Raw genomic sequence first — 16,760 nt, forward strand, 5'->3', positions numbered from 1 at the left:
GGTGCCGCGTCACGCCCGGACGCCCGCCGGCACGGCGTCGGCCGCCGTCCCGAGGTCGTCCGGTGCCCCCTCGCCGCGGTCCGGCACCCGCGCGGCGGGCTCCGCAGCCGGCTCGGGCTCGGCGAACGCCTCCGGCGGCGGGCAGGAGCACACCAGGTTGCGGTCGCCGTAGGCCTGGTCGATGCGGCGCACCGGGCTGAGGTAGCCGCGGCCCCGCAGCGCGGGGACGGGGAAGACCGCGGCCTCCCGCGGGTACGGGCGACCCCACTCCCCCGCGAGCATCTTCAGCGTGTGCGGCGCGTTGCGCAGCGGGTTGTCGGTGCGGTCGTACTCGCCGGTGGCCACCTTCTCGATCTCGCCGCGGATGGCGGCCATCGCGTCGACGAACCGGTCCAGCTCGGCCTGGTCCTCGCTCTCGGTCGGCTCGACCATCAGCGTGCCGGCCACGGGGAAGCTCATCGTCGGCGCGTGGAAGCCGAAGTCCACCAGCCGCTTGGCGATGTCGTCGTTGGTGATCCCGGTGGCCTTGGTCAGCGGCCGGATGTCGAGGATGCACTCGTGGGCCACCAGCCCACCGGCGCCGGTGTAGAGCACCGGGTAGTGCTCCCGCAGCCGGGCGGCCAGGTAGTTGGCGGACAGGATGGCGTGCTCGGTGGCGCGGGTCAGCCCGTCGGGGCCCATGAGCCGCAGGTAGGCCCAGGAGATCGGCAGGATGCCGGCCGAGCCCCACGGCGCGGCCGACACCGGCCCGGGGCCCGTCTCCGGCCCCGCCTCGGGGGCCAGCGGGTGGTTGGGCAGGAACGGCACCAGGTGCTCCCGGACGCCGATCGGCCCCACCCCCGGCCCGCCGCCGCCGTGCGGGATGCAGAAGGTCTTGTGCAGGTTGAGGTGGCTGACGTCCGAGCCGAACCGGCCCGGCCGGGCCAGCCCGACCATCGCGTTGAGGTTGGCCCCGTCGACGTAGACCTGACCCCCGGCGTCGTGCACCGCGGCGCAGATCTCCTGCACCTCGGCCTCGAAGACGCCGTGCGTCGACGGGTAGGTGATCATGATCGCGGCCAGCCGCTCGGCGTGCTGGTCGACCTTGGCCCGCAGGTCGGCGACGTCGACGTTGCCCGCCTCGTCGCAGGCCACGACGACCACCCGCATGCCGGCCATGACCGCGCTCGCGGCGTTGGTGCCGTGCGCCGACGAGGGGATCAGGCAGACGTCGCGGTGCGCCTCGCCGCGGGAGCGGTGGTACCCGCGGATGGCCAGCAGCCCGGCGAACTCCCCCTGCGAGCCGGCGTTGGGCTGCACGCTCACGGCGGCGTAGCCGGTGATCTCGGCCAGCCCGGTGCACAGCTCGTCGATCAGCAGCCGGTAGCCGCGGGCCTGCTCGGCCGGGGCGAAGGGGTGCAGCTGGGCGAACTCCGGCCAGGTGATCGCGGCCATCTCGACCGCGGAGTTGAGCTTCATCGTGCAGGAGCCGAGCGGGATCATCGTCCGGTCCAGCGCGAGGTCCTTGTCCGCGAGCGACCGCAGGTAGCGCATCAGCTCGGTCTCGGAGCGGTGCGCGGAGAACACCGGGTGGGTCAGGAACGCCGTCCGGCGGCGCAGCTCCGGGGGCAGCGCGTCGGGCCCGTCGTCGGTGAGGACGGCGTCGTCCACGGGGACGCCGAAGGCCGCGGCGACGGCACGCAGGGTGTCCGGCGTCGTCGTCTCGTCGCAGGCCACCCCGACCGTGTCGGCGTCCACCAGGCGCAGGTTGACCCGGCGCTGCGCGGCGGCGGCGACCACCTCGGCCCCCCGGCCGGGCACCCGCGCCTGGACGGTGTCGAAGAACCGGTCGTGCACGATGTCCACCCCGCCGGCCCGCAGCCAGGCGGCCAGCGCCTGGGCGCTGCGGTGCACGCGGGCGGCGATCGCGGTCAGCCCCTCGGCGCCGTGGTAGACCGCGTAGGTGCCGGCCATCACGGCGAGCAGCACCTGGGCGGTGCAGATGTTGCTGGTGGCCTTCTCCCGGCGGATGTGCTGCTCGCGCGTCTGCAGCGCCAGCCGGTAGGCGACGTCGCCGTCGGCGTCCACCGACACCCCGACCAGCCGGCCGGGCAGCTGCCGGGCCAGCCCCTCGCGCACCGACAGGTACCCGGCGTGCGGACCGCCGTAGCCCATCGGGACGCCGAACCGCTGGGAGGTGCCGCAGGCGACGTCGGCGCCCCACTCCCCCGGCGCCTCCAGCAGGGTCAGGGCGAGCAGGTCGGCGGCCACGACCACGGCGGCGCCGGCCGCGTGGGCGGCGTCGGCCAGCGCACCGTGGTCCCGGACGGCGCCGCTGGCCCCCGGGTAGGACAGCAGGACGCCGAACGCGCCGGCCTCGGGCAGGTCGGCCGGCCAGCCGGCGGACAGGTCGGTGGCGTGCAGCCGGATGCCCAGCGGCTCGGCGCGGGTTCGCAGCACCCCCAGGGTCTGCGGCAGCGTGTCCGCGTCGACGACGAACACCGCGTCGGCCGTGGCGCGGCCGGCACGGCGGACCAGGGTCATCGCCTCGGCGGCCGCGGTCGCCTCGTCGAGCATGGACGCGCCGGCCACCGGCAGCCCGGTGAGGTCGGCGACCATCGTCTGGAAGTTGATCAGCGCCTCGAGCCGGCCCTGGCTGATCTCGGGCTGGTAGGGCGTGTAGGCGGTGTACCAGGCGGGGTTCTCCAGCACCGCCCGCTGGATCACCGCCGGCGTGACCGTGCCGGAGTACCCCAGGCCGATCATCGAGGTGTAGACGTCGTTGGCCGCGGCACGTTTCCCCAGCAGCCGCAGCACGGTGGCCTCGTCGGCCGCGGGCGGCAGGTCCAGTGTCGCCCGGTCGCGCACGCCCTCGGGCACGGCGGCGTCGACGAGGGACTCGAGCGAGGGGTGGCCGACGGCGGCGAGCATCGCCTCGGTCTCGTCGTCCCGCGGACCGATGTGCCGGCCGGCGAAGGAACCCGCCGGATCGAGGTCGGTCAGTGCGGGGAGGGGGGTGGGAGAGGGAGCGCCAGGAGCACGGTCCGCCATTACCGGCACGCTACATCAATCGTCGTCCTGCCCGGACGACACCGCGGCCACGTGCCGTCCCCCGGCCGCGCTGAGCCCCACCCGGCGCTCGTCGCGGGAGCCTCCGGCCCCCACTCCTCACACCGCCTCGCGGGGCGGCACCGGTTGCGGTCGTCGTCCGGAGGACGACGGTGTGATCCCCTACCCGGCGGCGCGGCGGCGGCGGCGCAGCGAGAGCTCGTCGTCGGAGGCGCGCACCGGGCCGCCGTCGAGGCGCTCGGCAGGCAGTTCCGCGATGTCGCCGGAGAGCTCGCGCAGCGCACCGGAGACGGCGATGCCGAACACGCCCTGGCCCCCGGCGAGCAGGTCGACGACCTCCTCGGCGGAGGTGCACTCGTACACCGTCGCGCCGTCGGAGAAGAGCGTGACGTTGGCGAGGTCCTTGATCCCGCGGTTGCGCAGGTGGTCCACGGCCTTGCGGATGTTCTGCAGGGACACCCCGGTGTCCAGCAGCCGCTTGACGACCTTCAGCACCAGGATGTCGCGGAAGGAGTACAGCCGCTGAGTCCCGGAGCCGGTGGCGCTGCGCACCGAGGGTGCGACCAGTCCGGTACGGGCCCAGTAGTCGAGCTGGCGGTAGGTGATGCCGGCAGCGGCACACGCCGTCGGGCCGCGGTACCCGACGAGGTCGGTGTCGACCTCGTCGTAGGACGGTGCCCCGACGGCGGCGTCGCTGAAGAGCTGACCCTGGGAGCCCTTGCTCTGGTCGCTCACGTCAGCGTCCTCCTCTGCGTCCCGCAGCGCCTCACCGCGGGAACCCCGGTGCCCCACCCTGTCGCGTCACTGCACGTCCGAGCCGTGTCGAGTCCCACGTGTCACACCGGTGTTGTTCGCCGACCGTAAGCCGGGGCCAGAGGTCGGTCAACTGAGGCGAGCGGCGTGTCGCTGCACTCACCCATCAGGGGGGTATCGGCAGGTCTGAACCCCTACTTGAGCCCAGACGCAGGGTGATCGGGAGAATTCAGGGAGTCCCGCCGGAGCCGGAGCCGGCGCCGAAGTCCTCCGGGGAGATCTGGTCGAGGAACTCGCGGAACTTCTCGACCTCGTCCTCCTGCTCGTCGGGGATCTCGATCCCCACCTCGTCGAGCAGGTCCTCGGCGCCGAAGATCGGCGCGCCGGTCCGGACGGCGAGGGCGACGGCGTCCGACGGCCGGGCGCTGACCACCCGGTCGTCGCCGAACACCAGCTCGGCGATGTAGATGCCGTCGCGCATCTCGGTGATGTTGACCGCCTCCAGCGTCGCACCGAGCGCGCGGACGACGTCCTTGAGCAGGTCGTGGGTCATCGGCCGAGCCGGCCGGACGCCCTGCTGCTCGAACGCGATCGCGGCGGCCTCCACCGCGCCGATCCAGATGGGCAGGTACCGCTCCCCCTGCGTCTCCTTCAGCAGCAGGATCGGCTGGTTCCCGGGCAGCTCGACCCGGACCCCGACGACTCTCAGTTCCTGCACGGGAGGGCTCCCTCAGCTGCGGCCCCGGACGGGGGGTGGATCGGTTCTGGCGGCTGGTGGACGGATCGGCACGGGAGGCCCGAGGGCTCGGACACCGACCTCGCCCACGGTACGCCCGAGTCAGGGACGCAGGAGGTCCCGCAGGCGCGCCTCCAGCAACGCACCGTGCAGCTGCGCGGACAAGCTGGCCAGCTCCCGCAGCTTCTCCGTGGCCCGCGCCCGGGCCTCCTCCGACCGGGCACGCAGCACCGGGGCGACCAGCTGCTCGACCAGGCCGGCCTCGCGCTCGGCGCCGTTCTGGTACACGCGCAGGTGCCGCGGCTCGATGCCGTGCCGGGCCAGGCCGGCCGCCGCGCGGGCGATCGCCAGGTCGGCCGCGGGGTGGTGGCCGTCGGCGTCCGGGGCGAGCAGGCCGAACTGCACGCAGTCGGCGAGCTGCCCCGGCTCCAGCCCGGCGGCCGCGGCGAACTGTTCCGCCGGCAGGCTGCCGGCCTCGGGCTCCTCCGTGCCCGGCGCCTCGGCCGACGGCGGCGCCGTCCCCGGCAGCGGCTCGCCGCGGTCGAGCGCGTCGAGGTGCTCCTTGATGACCCGCAGCGGCAGGTAGTGGTCGCGCTGGGCGGCCAGGACGTACCGCAGCCGGGCCACGTCGGCCGAGGAGAACTTCCGGTAGCCCGACGGCGTGCGCTGCGGGTGGACCAGGTCCTCGGACTCCAGGTACCGGATCTTGCTGATCGTCACGTCGGGGAAGTCGTCGCGGAGGACGGTCAGCACCTCGCCGATGGTCAGGCGAGGCGTGTGCTGGTCGTCGGCGTCCCCGAACGCGCTCGCGCGCGAGGGCACCGCGGTCACGCTGCCGTCGCTGCCGCGGGGACCGCGTCCCCGTCCGCGAGCGAGTCCGCCGGGGCCGTCACGAGCGAGGAGCGGGCTCGCCCGTCCGCGGACCGGTGAGGTACACCAGCCGGAACTTGCCGATCTGCACCTCGTCGCCGCCGGCCAGGGTCGCGACGTCGACCGGCTCGCGGTTGACGTAGGTGCCGTTGAGGCTGCCGACGTCGTGCACGGAGAACCCGCCGCCCTCGCGGTGGAACTCCACGTGCCGGCGGCTGACGGTGACGTCGTCGAGGAAGATGTCGCTGTCGGGGTGGCGGCCGGCGGTGGTCACGTCCTGGTCGAGCAGGAAGCGGCTGCCCGCGTTCGGGCCGCGCTTGACGACCAGCAGCGCCGACCCGGCCGGCAGCGTCTCGATGGCGCCGGCATGGGCGTCGGCCTCGGCGACCTCCGGCGTCTCCGCGGAGTCCTCACCGCCGACCTTGGGGATGACGCTGGTGGACTCGCCGATCCGCTCCTGGGACAGCGCCGCGCCGCACTGCGCGCAGAAGCGACTGCCCTCGGGGTTGTTGTGGCCACAGCGAGTGCAGTGCACGTCTGTCTCCTCCGGTGCAGGGGTGGCACCGCCGCGGACCTCAGGGACGGGCCGCGGGCGGCCGGCGGACGACGGACCGGACGGCCCGTCGCGGGTCGGCCGCCGTGTGGGTCACGGCGGGCCGTGGGTCATGGAACCAGCGGCCGACCCGAGGGTCAACCGGAGGTCCAGGGTGAGGTTGGCGCCGCCCTCAGCAGGCGGCGCGGCCCCTCGCCCCCGGTGAGCATAGTGATCGTCGTCGGGGCTGCGGCGGGTCAGGGGACCGGCTCGCCGACGCGTCGGCCGCGGCCGGCCGGCGGGTCAGGAGGCGTCGACGAGGGCCTGGTAGGCGGCCGCGTCGAGCAGGGCCGTGGTGGGGTCGCCGGCCTCCTCGAGCACGGTGATCTCCACCAGCCAGCCGGCGCCGTACGGGTCGGCGTTGATGGTCTCCGGCGCGTCGGCGAGCGCCTCGTTGACCGCGGCGACGACCCCGGCCACCGGCGCGTACACGTCCGACACCGACTTGGTCGACTCGACCTCGCCGATGGGGTTGCCCGGCGTCACCTCGGCCCCGACCTCCGGCAGCTGCACGAAGACGATGTCGCCGAGCGCGTCCTGGGCGTGGTCGGTGATGCCCACGCGGACGACGGTCGCCGCGCCCTCGCCGCCCTGGACCAGGGCCCACTCGTGCTGCTCGGTGTAGCGGCGGTCGTCGGGCGTGGTCATGCGGCGTCGTCTCCAGTCGTGGGTCGGGGAGGCCGGCGGTGGTCAGTCGTCGCCGTCGTCCGGCTGAGCGTATTGAGGCGTGTCGAGGGGCCGCAACGCGTCCACGACCACCCGGTCGGACTGCGTGATCTCCACGGTGCCGCCCTGGCGGCCCACCCGGTCCACCACGCCGCCGGGGATGTTCATCGCGGTCTCGAGGTCCTGCGGGGAGCCGATGACGACGACCTCGTAGGGGCTGGTGACCGGCCGGCCGTCCACCCGCAGCGCCCCCGGGTCGCCGGTGACCGCGGTGGACACCCCGACCCGGACGCCGTCGATCTGCATGGTCTCGGCGCCGGCGCCGCGCAGCTCCTGGACGGCGTCGAGCAGGTCGGCCACCCGCACCTGGCCCTCCGGGTCGCGGATGCTCATGACCAGCCCCGGGCCCTGCGCGGCGACGGTGCCGTTGAGGATGCCGAGGGCCTCCGCCCGCTGCCGGGCCTCCTCGAGGGCGGCCTCGGACCGGCTGTCGTCGTTGGTGAGGTCCCGCAGGTCGGCCCGCTGCTCGGCGATCTGCGCGCGCAGCCGGTCCTCGCTGGCGTTGAGCTCGTCGAGGATGCGCACGAGGTCCTCCTCGCGCGCGCCGGCGAGGTCCTCGCCGGTGCCGCTGTTGCGCACCTGGACGGCGAAGGCGAAGCCCAGGAGCAGCGTGAGGACGCCGATGAGCGCCGCCGCCAGCGGGTCCCGCCGAGGCCGGCGCGCGGCGGCGGGCGGGGCCGGCGACTCCTTCTCCGCGGTGGGCGGCGGCTCGGCCGGCGTCGGCTCCCCGGCCGGCGTCTCCTCCCCGGCCGGCGTCTCCTCCCCGGCCGGCGTCGGCTCCGCGGTGGCCGGCGCGGCCGGGAAGGCCTCGGGCTCCTGCGGCGCCGCGCCGGCGGAGGGCTCCGCGGGCGCGTCGGCCGGTCCGTCCTCCGCGTCCGGCGCGGGCCGCGCGGCGTCGTCGGGGACCGGGACGTCCGGCCCGCCGGCCGGGCGGTCGTCGCCGCTCATGCCCGGAACACGTGCCGCCGGATGGCGGCGGCGTTGCCGAAGATGCGGATGCCGAGGACGACGACGACCGCGGTGGACAGCTGCGCGCCCACGCCGAGCTGGTCCCCGAGGAAGACGATCAGGGCGGCCACGACGACGTTGGAGACGAAGGAGATCACGAACACCTTCGCGTCGAAGATGCCGTCGAACCGGGCTCGCACGCCGCCGAACACCGCGTCGAGGGCGGCGACGACGGCGATCGGCAGGTAGGGCTGGAGCCACAGCGGGACGGTGGGGTCGAACAGCAGGCCGAGGACGACGCCCAGGGCGAGGCCGAGCACGGGGATCACGGTCAGCCTCCCGGCGTGGGGTCGGGAGCCGGCGCGTCGGTCTCCTCGGTCACCGGTGTGGCGGAGCGGAGCTCGGCGGAGCTCCCGGCGGGCACGGACAGCTCGTCCTCCTGGGCGAACTCGAAACGCAGTCCGAAGGACTGGGAGATCTGGGCGAGGGAGATGACCTCGGGGCTGGCCAGGAAGCGGTTGCGCAGGGTCTCCGGGTCGCCGATGGCGCTGACCAGGTAGGGGTTGGTGACCGGCCGGAAGTCGACCAGCACCGCCTCGCCGGCGAACCGGATGGCGGTGGTCGGGCCCAGCCGCCGGCCGTTGATGCTGACCGCCTCGGCGCCGGCCGCCCACAGCGCGTTGACCACCAGCTGCAGGTCACCGTCGTGGACCTGGCCGCGGGGGTCCTCCTCCCCTGCGCCGCCCACCGGGTCGGCGTCGGCGTCGGGCTCGGCGTCGGCCAGCGTGACCAGCAGGCCCGGGCCGGTGACCGGCACGCCCGCGGCGGCCGTCTCGGCGTCGTCGAGCTCGTCGCGCGCCCGCTGGCCCTCGGAGGTGGCCGCGAGCGCGTCGTCGCGGGCCTGCGAGAGGTCGGCGCGCAGCTGCGCGAGCTCGGCGGTGAGCTCGTCGTTGGTCTCCGACTCCGTGGCGATGTCGGCCACCAGGGCCTCGCGCACCTCCTCGCGGCCCTGCGCCCCGGCCGCCGCCTGGTCGTAGGTGACCGCGGCCAGCACGCCGGCCACGGCGAGGACGAGCGCCACCGCCAGCTGACCCCGGCGCCGGCCGGACCGCGGCGGTGCCCCCTCGCCGGCCGCGCGGGCGGCCCGCGCCTCGGCCGCCTGCCGGTAGGCGGGGTCGAGGGTCTCGGCCAGCACCTGGTCGAGGAGCGAGGCGCCGAGGGAGCGCGGGCCCCCGCCGCGCTGCAGGGTGGAGGTCACGGCGCGGCCCTCGCGGCGGCCCGCTCCGCGCGCACGATGCCGGCCACCTGGACGACGTAGAGGACGCCGGCCAGCACGTACAGGGCGCCGCCCCAGATGGTGAAGGCGTAGGCGAACGGCTGGGCCACGGCGACCACCGGCCCGTCGCCGTCGGCCAGCAGCAGCAGGGGGAAGGCGTAGAGCAGGTTGAACGTGGCCGCCTTGCCCAGGTAGTGCACCTGCAGCGGCGGGTAGCCGTACCTCCGCAGCACCAGCAGCATCAGGCCCAGCACCAGCTCGCGGCCCACGAGGACGGCGACCACCCAGAGCGGGACGACGTCGCGCAGCACGAACGCGACGAGGGTGGCGACGATGTAGAGCCGGTCGGCGGCCGGGTCGAGCAGGGCGCCCAGCCGACTGGACTGGCCCAGCGCGCGGGCGATCTTCCCGTCGGCCCAGTCGCTCACGCCGGCGAGGGCGAGCACGAGCACCGCCCAGCCGTCGGCGTGCGGCCCGAGCAGCAGCCAGAGGAACAGCGGCACGCCCAGCAGGCGCAGCACCGACAGCGCGTTGGGGACGGTCCACACGCGGTCGGGCAGGTCGTTGCGGTCGGTGACGACCGGCCGGTCGCGCAGCGCCCCGCTCTCCACAGGAGCCGGGGCAGCCGCCGAGGGACCGTTGGACGACGTCACGTGACCTCCACCCCGCTGAACACCGCCTGCGAGGCTAGTGCGTTCCGCCGACGGTCCCTCGGGCGGCGCACCGGGAGCCCCGTGACCCCCGGCCCCACCCCGACCGGTGGCCCCCTGCCGGCCCCCGCCGCGAGCGTGCGAGGTGGGGGCAGGGCCGCCCCGTCCCGGGTCCCACCCCGATCCTGCGATGGGTGGGGAGGACGGGGTCCTTCCTCAGGCGGGCACGGCGGTCAGCGACGGCGGCGCCGGCTCGTACCCCATCGGCCGACGGGTGAAGCTGCCGGTGCCGTGGGAGACCGAGCGCAGCGCCCCGGCGTAGGTCAGCAGCTCCACCTCGGGCACCTCGGCGCGGACCGTCGTCCGGTCGCGGTCGGGGTCGGCGTCGCTGCCGGTGACCCGCGCCCGCCGCGAGGACAGGTCGCTCATCACCGCGCCCACGTAGTCGCCCGGGACGGCGACCTCCACCTCGCACCACGGCTCGAGCACCCGGGTGCCGGCGGCGGCGACCGCCTCGCGCAGGGCGAGCGCCCCGGCGGCCTGGAAGGCCGCGTCGGAGGAGTCCACCGAGTGGGCCTTGCCGTCGACGAGGGTGAGGTGGACGTCGACGATCGGGCGGTCCCCGGAGACGCCGCGCTCGGCCTGGGCCCGGATGCCCTTCTCCACGCTGCCGTGGAACTGGCTGGGCACCGTGCCGCCGACGATCCGCTGCTCGAACACCACGCCGGACCCCGGCTCCCCGGGCTCGGCCTCCACGATGACGATCGCGTACTGCCCGTGCCCGCCGGACTGCTTGACGTGCCGCCCGGTGACCTTCGCCGGCCCGGCGAGGGTCTCCACCATGGGGACGCGCACGGGCACGGTCTGCACGCTGACGCCGTGCCGCGCCCGGAGCCGCTCCAGCAGCACCTCGGCGTGCGCCTCCCCGACGCACCACAGCAGCAGCTGCCCGGTGTCCGGGCGGCGCTCCAGGCGCACGGTCGGGTCCTCGGCGACGAGGCGGGTGAGCGCGGTGGCCAGCCGGTCCTCGTCGGCCCGGGACGCCGCCTCCAGCGCGATCGGCAGCTGCGGGGTGGGCAGGTCCCAGGGCGGCACCAGCCGCGGGTCCTCGGGCGAGGACAGCGTGTCGCCGGTCTCGGCCGACGTCAGGCGCGCGACGGCGCAGACGTCGCCGGCGGGGCAGGCGGCGACCGTGCGCAGGCTCGACCCGAGCGGGGAGGAGACCGCGCCGATGCGCTCGTCGACGTCGTGGTCGGGGTGTCCGCGGTCGGCCATGCCGTGCCCGGAGACGTGGATCGGCGTGTCCGGCCGCAGCGTGCCGGAGAACACCCGCACCAGCGAGACCCGGCCGAGGTAGGGGTCGGTCGTGGTCTTGACGACCTCGGCGACCAGCGGGCCGTCGGGGTCGCAGGACAGCGCGGGCGCCTTCGAGCCGTCGGGGCGGGTGACCGGCGGGCAGCCGTGCTCCATCGGGGACGGGAAGCCGTTGACCAGCAGGTAGAGCAGCGAGTCGATGCCGATGCCCTGCAGCGGCGCGGCGCAGAGCACGGGGTGGAAGTGGCCGCGCGCGACCGCGGTCTCCAGGTCGCTGATCAGGTCGTTCTGGACCAGTTCGTCACCGGCGAGGTAGCGCTCCATCAGCGCCTCGTCCTCGCTCTCGCCGATGATGCCCTCGATGAGCTCGCTGCGGAGGCGGTCGGCGTCCGGGGCGGTCGCGCCGGGGTCCAGCAGCGACGTCACCCCCGTGACGGAACCGTCCGGGCCGCGTTCGACGAGGTGGACGGGGTAGACGCCCTCGCCGAGCATCGTCTGGCACAGCCGGACGGTCTCCTCGACGTCGGCCCGGGCGCGGTCGAGCTGGGTGACGACCACCGCGCGCGGCATGCCCACCGCCGCGCACTCCTCCCACAGCTGCACGGTGCCCGCGTCGACCCCGTTGACCGCGGAGACCACGAACAGGGCCGCGTCGGCGGCCCGCAGCCCCGCCCGCAGCTCACCGACGAAGTCCGGCGAGCCGGGGGTGTCGAGCAGGGTGATCCGGTGGTCGGCGTGCTCGACGGTGGCCACGCCGAGCGACACCGACCGCTGCTGCCGGACCTCCACCTCCTCGCTGTCCAGGCACGTGGTGCCCTCCTCCACCCTGCCGGCCCGCGGGATCGCCCCGGTGGCGACCAGCAGGGCCTCGGCGAGGGTGGTCTTGCCCGCGCCCGCGTGGCCGACGAGGGCCACGTTGCGCACCCTCTCGGCGGGGCGCGGGGCCGGGGCGGGCCCGGTGTCCTTGGCCACGGGCTCAGCCGTTCGCCGGCTCGGGGACGACGGCGCACGTGCCGGCCGGGTAGAAGACCCCGGTGTGCCCGTCGGGGTCCCACTGGACGACGTAGGGCGGTCCGCCGCCCTGCCCGCGCACCTCGAGCACCCTGCCGGTGCGCTCCGGCTCTCCCTGGTGGGTGGAGTGGACGACGATCTTGTCCCCGACACGTGCTTCCACGGCGACCTCCCGGCGGCTGACCCGGTCTGTGTTGTGGGTCACAGCCTGCCCGCGGGCCCGGGGCCGATCAAGGGGCGGCGGGCTCTTCCCGGCCGTCGGCCGCGGCGGTGTGCCGGGTGATCGCCTCGGTCAGCGGCGCCACCACGGCGGCCGGCAGCGCGTGACCCATGCCGGGGACGGTCACCAGCCGCGCACCGCCGATCACCCGCGCCAGGTGTGCCGCGTGCGGCGGCGGGCCGACCGGGTCCTCCGGTGCCTCGACGACGAGCGTGGGGACCCGGACGGCGGCGAGCTCGGCGCCGCGGTCGAGACCGGACCGGTCGGCGAGCGCGTGGGCGACCGGGCCGCGGTGCGTGCCGCTGTGCGCGACCACCCGCTCCTCCAGCGTCCGGAACTCCGCCGGGTCGAACGGCAGGCCGTCCGCGTTCAGCAGCCGCCAGTGCTCGACCCGCCAGGCCAGCTCCGCGTCGGCGTCCCGCTCCTCCCCCATCGACGCCCAGTAGGCGAGCAGCCGGGGGTCGGGCCCGGGCAGGCCGCTCTCGCCGGCGACGTCGGCCAGGCCCGTGCCCAGCGCGGAGGTGCAGAGGACGGTGGCGCTGCGCAGCCGCTCGGGGGCGTCGAGGAGGAGCAGCTGCACGAGCGTGCCGCCCATCGACCTGCCGACCACGTGCGCCCGGTCGACGCCGAGCGCGTCGAGGACCCGGACGGCGTCGGGCGCGAGGTCCCGGATCGCGTAGGGGCGCCGCTCGAACGCGCGCGTCGAGCGGCCGGTGTCGCGGTGGTCGTAGCGGATGACGCGGTGCTGCCGGGCGAGGCCGTCGACGAGCGTCTCGGGCCGGGCGACCCCGCTGGCGTTGGCCCACATGACCAGCAGCAGCGGTGGGGCGGCCGCGTCCCCACGCTCCTCGGCCCACAGCTCGACGTCCGGCGCCACGCGGATCCGGTGCTCCACGGCCGACACCCTGACCGTCCGGGGACCGGCCACGTCGACCGGTTTGCGGGCGGCCCATGCTGGGGCCATGACGACTGGGGCGACGACGAGCGGCGCGCACGCGGCCGGCCGGGAGCAGGAGTCCGAGCGGGCGCACGCCGTCCCCCGGGACGCCGCCGACGGGCCGCCGCCGTGGGTCGCCGTCTGCGGCACCCCGGTCGCCGTCGTCCAGGGCAGCTGGAGCGGGCGGCGCGGCCTGGGCTCGGCCGACCCCTGCCCGGAGTGCCGGCGCCGGGCCGCCTCCTGACCGACCGGCTCAGCCGCCGGGGTCGAGGACGAACGCCAGCGCGAGCAGCCCGACGGTGACCGCGCTGAGGGTCAGCGCGGCGATCGGCAGCCCCGCGGCGCGCACGGCCGTCAGGTCCCCGCGCGCGGTCAGGGACCGGTGCACGGTCCGGTACCGCCGCTGGGCGGTGGCGGCCACCGAGACGGCCTGGACCAGGCCCAGCCCGGCCAGGCCGACGGCCACCGCGCCGACCACCGGCGCGGCCAGCCGGCCGGCGCCCACCGCCCCCACGGCCAGGGCGAGCGCCGTGCGCCGCCAGGCCAGCGCGGTCCGCTCGGCCTGCAGGCCGGCGTCGAAGACCCCGTCCCGGGCCCCTCTCACCGCAGCAGCCCGCTCACCCCAGCACCCCGCTCACCCCAGCACGATGCCCAGGAGCAGCAGGACGCCGGCGGCCAGCGTCCCGGCGGCGATGACCGGGGACAGCCGGGGCGCGGGCAGCGGGCGCCGCAGGCGCATCGCCCGCTCGGTGGCCACCCACCCCCACCAGGCCTGCAGCGGCGCCAGCACGCCGAGGGCGACCAGCACCAGCACGCAGGCCAGGCGCAGGCCGTCCGACGGCGGGACGTCGAGGGCCTCCAGCGCCACGCCGCCGGCGGCGAGGGCCAGCGAGGTGCGGATCCAGGCGAGGAAGGTGCGCTCGTTGGCCAGGCTGAACCGCGGGTCCGGCTCCTCCCCCCGGCCGTACACCGCCCGCGGGAAGCGGCCGCGCGGCCGCGACCCGCTTCCCGGTCGAGCCCCCTCACCCACGGACCCGATCCTGCCCGGCCGGGCCGGTCAGTACCGCAGGACCTCGGCGGGCGGTCCGGAACGGCGGCGGCCGAGCCCGGCGCCCTCGAGGATGCGGTGCGGGTCGGTGGCCGCGGCCAGCCCGGCCAGCCGCTCCCGGACGGCGGGGGTCGGCGTCCGGGCCAGCACGTCCGGCGTGGCGCCGACCCCGTGGGCCGGCGCGCGGCCGCCGGTCGCCGGGGCCAGCGCCGCGGCCAGCTCCTCCGCGCAGGCCCAGGTCGCGGCCCGCTCCTCCGCGGACCGGCCGCCGACCACGCGCACCGCCAGGCGGGCGTCGCGGTGGCAGACCGCGCTCGGCTGCTGGGGCACCCACGCGACCGCCCCGCCGAGCAGGCGCAGCTCGACCGCCCGCGGGACGGCGGCGCGCAGCAGCGGCCCGATGCCGTCGGAGGGCAGTTCGTCGAGCAGCAGCGAGGACTCGACGCCCGGCCCGACCGGGGCGGGACCGAGCCGGGCGACGGTGCGGACGCCGGCGTTCCCGGCCACCGGGTCCGCCACCGCCCACAGCCGGTCGAGCACCGCGGCGCCGTCGCTCGGGTCGCCGGTCCAGGCGAAGCGCACCGTGAGGGCCGCCGTCCCCTCGCCGGTGCCGGTGAGCACCGCCGAGGTGCCGGCCTGGGCGGGCAGCTCGGCCGACCACGCCCGCCAGGCCCGCAGCACCCGCGCCGCGTCGGCCGGTGACCACGACACCTCGCTCGCGTAGAGCGGGCCCGCGGCGAGCAGGTCGAGCTCGACGGCGGTCACCACCCCGAGCACCCCGGCTCCGCCGCGCACGCCCCAGAACAGCTCGGGCTCGTCGGCCGCGGTCACCCGGCGCAGGACGCCGTCCCCCGTGACCAGCTCCACGGCCCGCACCCGGTCGGAGGCCAGGCCGTAGGTCCGGGCCACCGGGCCCACTCCCCCGCCGGTGACCGAGTCGGCGACCCGCTCACGGGCGTCCGCGCCGGTCAGCGGCGTCAGCGAGTGCGCCGCGGCCGCGGCCAGCAGCTGCGCCCAGCGCACCCCGGCGCCGACGCGGGCCCAGCCCTCGGGCGACACGGTGACCTCGTCGAGGCCCGCGGGCTCGACCAGGAGGGTGCGCCACCCGGCCGGCGCGCCGTCGCCGCGCACCCCCACCGCGACCCCGTGCCGGCCGGCGAGCCGCACGGTGGCCACCACGTCGTCGGCGCAGGCGGCGTGCACGACGCCGTCCCGGAGGCCGGACGCCGGGGACAGCCGGTCGCGCAGGCGGGCGGGGAGGTCGGGGGGCAGGGTGGCCATGCGGGCGTCTCCGGAGGGTGGGGAGCGGACACCGCCGACGGTGCCGCGGCGCCCTTGCCGCTCCCTTGCCCGGCGCTTGCGGTCCTGGTGGGGCCCGGAACGGGCTCCCTGCCCCTACGCTGCGCCCCGATGACCCGCACCTCGTTCCGCGTGCTCGGCCCCGTCGAGGTCTGGCGCGACGGTCGGCCCCTCCCCAGCCCGACCCCACGGCACCGCGCCGTCCTGGCCGCCCTCCTCGTCGACGCCGGCCGCCCCGTCGCCGTCGACGTCCTGGTGGACCGGGTCTGGAACGGACAGCCGCCCGGCGCCGTCTCGGCGACCCTGCAGGCGGTCGTCTCGCGGCTGCGGCGCGAGCTGGAACCGGACGCCGCCCCCGGCGGCTGGACGCTCCTGCTGACCCGCGAGCCGGGCTACCGGCTGGCCGTCGACCCCGAGGACGTCGACGCGCTGCGCTTCCTCCGGCTGCTGCGCAGCGCCCGCGACCTCGCCGCGCGGGACGACGTCGCCGGCGCGCGGGCCGCGGTCGCCGAGGGGCTGGCGCTGTGGCGCGGACCCGCCTACGCCGACGTGTCGGCCACCTTCGCCGCCGAGGAGTCCGAGCGCCTGGAGCAGGCCCGGCTCGACGCGCGGGAGCTGCTCGCCGAGCTCGACCTGCGGCTGGGCCGGCACGCCGAGCTCGTCGACGACCTGCGGGAGCTGGTGCGCGCCGAGCCGCTGCGCGAGGGGCTGCGGGCGTCGCTGATGCTCGCGCTGTACCGGGCCGGCCGGCAGGCCGAGGCGCTCGAGGTCTACGGCGAGGGGCGGCGGCTGCTCGCCGACGGGCTCGGCGTGGACCCGGGCCGTCCCCTGCAGGCGCTGCACGAGCGGATCCTGCGCCAGGACGCGGGCCTGGCCGCGCCGACCGCGGCCCCGCCCCCGGCAGCCGCCGCCGCGGTCCCGGCGCCGCCGGCCGTCCTGCCGCTCGGGCCGCTGCCGGCGCCGCTGACCGCCTTCGTCGGCCGCACCCGGGAGCTGGCGGCCCTCGCCGCCGCGCTGACCGGCCCGCGGCTGGTCACCCTGGTCGGGCCCGGCGGCAGCGGCAAGACCCGGCTGGCGCTGGAGGCCGCCCGCCGGCGCCCGGCCGGCGCCCCGCCCGCGGCTCTCGTCGAGCTGGCCGAGGTGGAGGACCCCGACCTGGTCCCGGCGCAGGTCGCCGGCGTGCTGGGCGTCAGCCTCACCGGCGGGGACCCGGTCGGGGGGGGGGGGGGGGGGGGGGGGGGGGGGGGGGGGGGGGGGGGGGGGGGGGGGGGGGCGGGGGGGGGGGGGGGGGGGGGCGCGGGGGGGGGGGGGGGGGGGGGGGGGGGGGCCCGG

Annotated in this window: 18 protein-coding genes; 2 read left to right on the forward strand and 16 right to left on the reverse strand. The window is 76.8% G+C overall.

Annotated elements, in window-relative coordinates; translation table 11 throughout:
• Positions 1–9: 9 nt before the first annotated feature.
• The 13 genes from gcvP to ACI782_RS06610 form a co-directional block, all read right to left on the reverse strand.
• Positions 10–3,030 carry an aminomethyl-transferring glycine dehydrogenase gene (gene gcvP / locus ACI782_RS06550; protein ID WP_456907302.1) on the reverse strand — a complete coding sequence of 1,007 codons (3,021 nt, stop codon included), beginning with the start codon at positions 3,028–3,030 and terminating at the stop codon, positions 10–12.
• 180 nt (positions 3,031–3,210) lie between these two features.
• On the reverse strand, positions 3,211–3,783 hold the full coding sequence (locus ACI782_RS06555; protein WP_456907304.1) for a MerR family transcriptional regulator: 573 nt from the start codon (positions 3,781–3,783) through the stop codon (positions 3,211–3,213).
• A 247-nt stretch (positions 3,784–4,030) separates the two neighbouring features.
• On the reverse strand, positions 4,031–4,519 hold the full coding sequence (locus ACI782_RS06560; RefSeq protein ID WP_456907306.1) for a bifunctional nuclease family protein: 489 nt from the start codon (positions 4,517–4,519) through the stop codon (positions 4,031–4,033).
• Positions 4,520–4,639: 120 nt separating this feature from the next.
• Positions 4,640–5,359 (reverse strand): transcriptional regulator FtsR, encoded by a 720-nt coding sequence (gene ftsR, locus ACI782_RS06565; protein ID WP_456907308.1) that lies wholly within the window; start codon positions 5,357–5,359, stop codon positions 4,640–4,642.
• 67 nt (positions 5,360–5,426) lie between these two features.
• Positions 5,427–5,942 carry an oxoglutarate dehydrogenase inhibitor Odhl gene (gene odhI / locus ACI782_RS06570; RefSeq protein WP_456907310.1) on the reverse strand — a complete coding sequence of 172 codons (516 nt, stop codon included), beginning with the start codon at positions 5,940–5,942 and terminating at the stop codon, positions 5,427–5,429.
• A 300-nt stretch (positions 5,943–6,242) separates the two neighbouring features.
• Positions 6,243–6,647 carry a glycine cleavage system protein GcvH gene (gene gcvH / locus ACI782_RS06575; RefSeq protein WP_456907312.1) on the reverse strand — a complete coding sequence of 135 codons (405 nt, stop codon included), beginning with the start codon at positions 6,645–6,647 and terminating at the stop codon, positions 6,243–6,245.
• A 42-nt stretch (positions 6,648–6,689) separates the two neighbouring features.
• Positions 6,690–7,673 (reverse strand): DUF881 domain-containing protein, encoded by a 984-nt coding sequence (locus ACI782_RS06580; protein ID WP_456907314.1) that lies wholly within the window; start codon positions 7,671–7,673, stop codon positions 6,690–6,692.
• On the reverse strand, positions 7,670–8,002 hold the full coding sequence (locus ACI782_RS06585; protein ID WP_456907316.1) for a small basic family protein: 333 nt from the start codon (positions 8,000–8,002) through the stop codon (positions 7,670–7,672). The genes ACI782_RS06580 and ACI782_RS06585 overlap by 4 nt, the downstream gene beginning before the upstream one ends.
• Before the next feature lie 2 nt (positions 8,003–8,004).
• Positions 8,005–8,931: a DUF881 domain-containing protein gene (locus tag ACI782_RS06590; protein ID WP_456907318.1), complete on the reverse strand. Its 927-nt coding sequence runs from the start codon at positions 8,929–8,931 to the stop codon at positions 8,005–8,007.
• Entirely contained in the window at positions 8,928–9,602 is a 675-nt protein-coding gene (locus ACI782_RS06595) for a CDP-alcohol phosphatidyltransferase family protein (protein ID WP_456907320.1), read from the reverse strand. Before ACI782_RS06595 ends, ACI782_RS06590 begins: the two co-directional genes overlap by 4 nt.
• A 213-nt stretch (positions 9,603–9,815) precedes the next feature.
• On the reverse strand, positions 9,816–11,885 hold the full coding sequence (locus ACI782_RS06600) for an elongation factor G-like protein EF-G2 (RefSeq protein ID WP_456907322.1): 2,070 nt from the start codon (positions 11,883–11,885) through the stop codon (positions 9,816–9,818).
• Between the two features lie 4 nt (positions 11,886–11,889).
• Entirely contained in the window at positions 11,890–12,087 is a 198-nt protein-coding gene (locus ACI782_RS06605; RefSeq protein WP_456907324.1) for a DUF1918 domain-containing protein, read from the reverse strand.
• 67 nt (positions 12,088–12,154) lie between these two features.
• The gene (locus ACI782_RS06610; RefSeq protein WP_456907326.1) at positions 12,155–13,039 is read right to left on the reverse strand and encodes an alpha/beta fold hydrolase; all 885 of its coding nucleotides are present in this window, start codon (positions 13,037–13,039) and stop codon (positions 12,155–12,157) included.
• 67 nt (positions 13,040–13,106) lie between these two features.
• On the opposite strand from ACI782_RS06610, the gene ACI782_RS06615 reads away from it, so the two are divergent.
• Complete coding sequence (locus ACI782_RS06615) at positions 13,107–13,325, forward strand: hypothetical protein (protein WP_456907328.1); 219 nt, start codon at positions 13,107–13,109, stop codon at positions 13,323–13,325.
• Positions 13,326–13,334: 9 nt separating this feature from the next.
• On the opposite strand, the gene ACI782_RS06620 is transcribed toward ACI782_RS06615, so the two are convergent.
• The 3 genes from ACI782_RS06620 to ACI782_RS06630 are packed head-to-tail and all read right to left on the reverse strand — an operon-like array spanning position 13,335 to position 15,410.
• The gene (locus ACI782_RS06620; protein ID WP_456907330.1) at positions 13,335–13,685 is read right to left on the reverse strand and encodes a DUF202 domain-containing protein; all 351 of its coding nucleotides are present in this window, start codon (positions 13,683–13,685) and stop codon (positions 13,335–13,337) included.
• A 30-nt stretch (positions 13,686–13,715) separates the two neighbouring features.
• The gene (locus ACI782_RS06625; protein ID WP_456907331.1) at positions 13,716–14,111 is read right to left on the reverse strand and encodes a YidH family protein; all 396 of its coding nucleotides are present in this window, start codon (positions 14,109–14,111) and stop codon (positions 13,716–13,718) included.
• 27 nt (positions 14,112–14,138) lie between these two features.
• Entirely contained in the window at positions 14,139–15,410 is a 1,272-nt protein-coding gene (locus ACI782_RS06630; protein ID WP_456907333.1) for an FAD-binding oxidoreductase, read from the reverse strand.
• Positions 15,411–15,539: 129 nt separating this feature from the next.
• Here ACI782_RS06630 and ACI782_RS06635 point away from each other — a divergent pair.
• On the forward strand, positions 15,540–16,760 hold a 1,221-nt coding region (locus ACI782_RS06635; protein ID WP_456907335.1), incomplete at its 3' end, for an AfsR/SARP family transcriptional regulator.

It is taken from the genome of Geodermatophilus sp. SYSU D00703, from assembly GCF_054050155.1.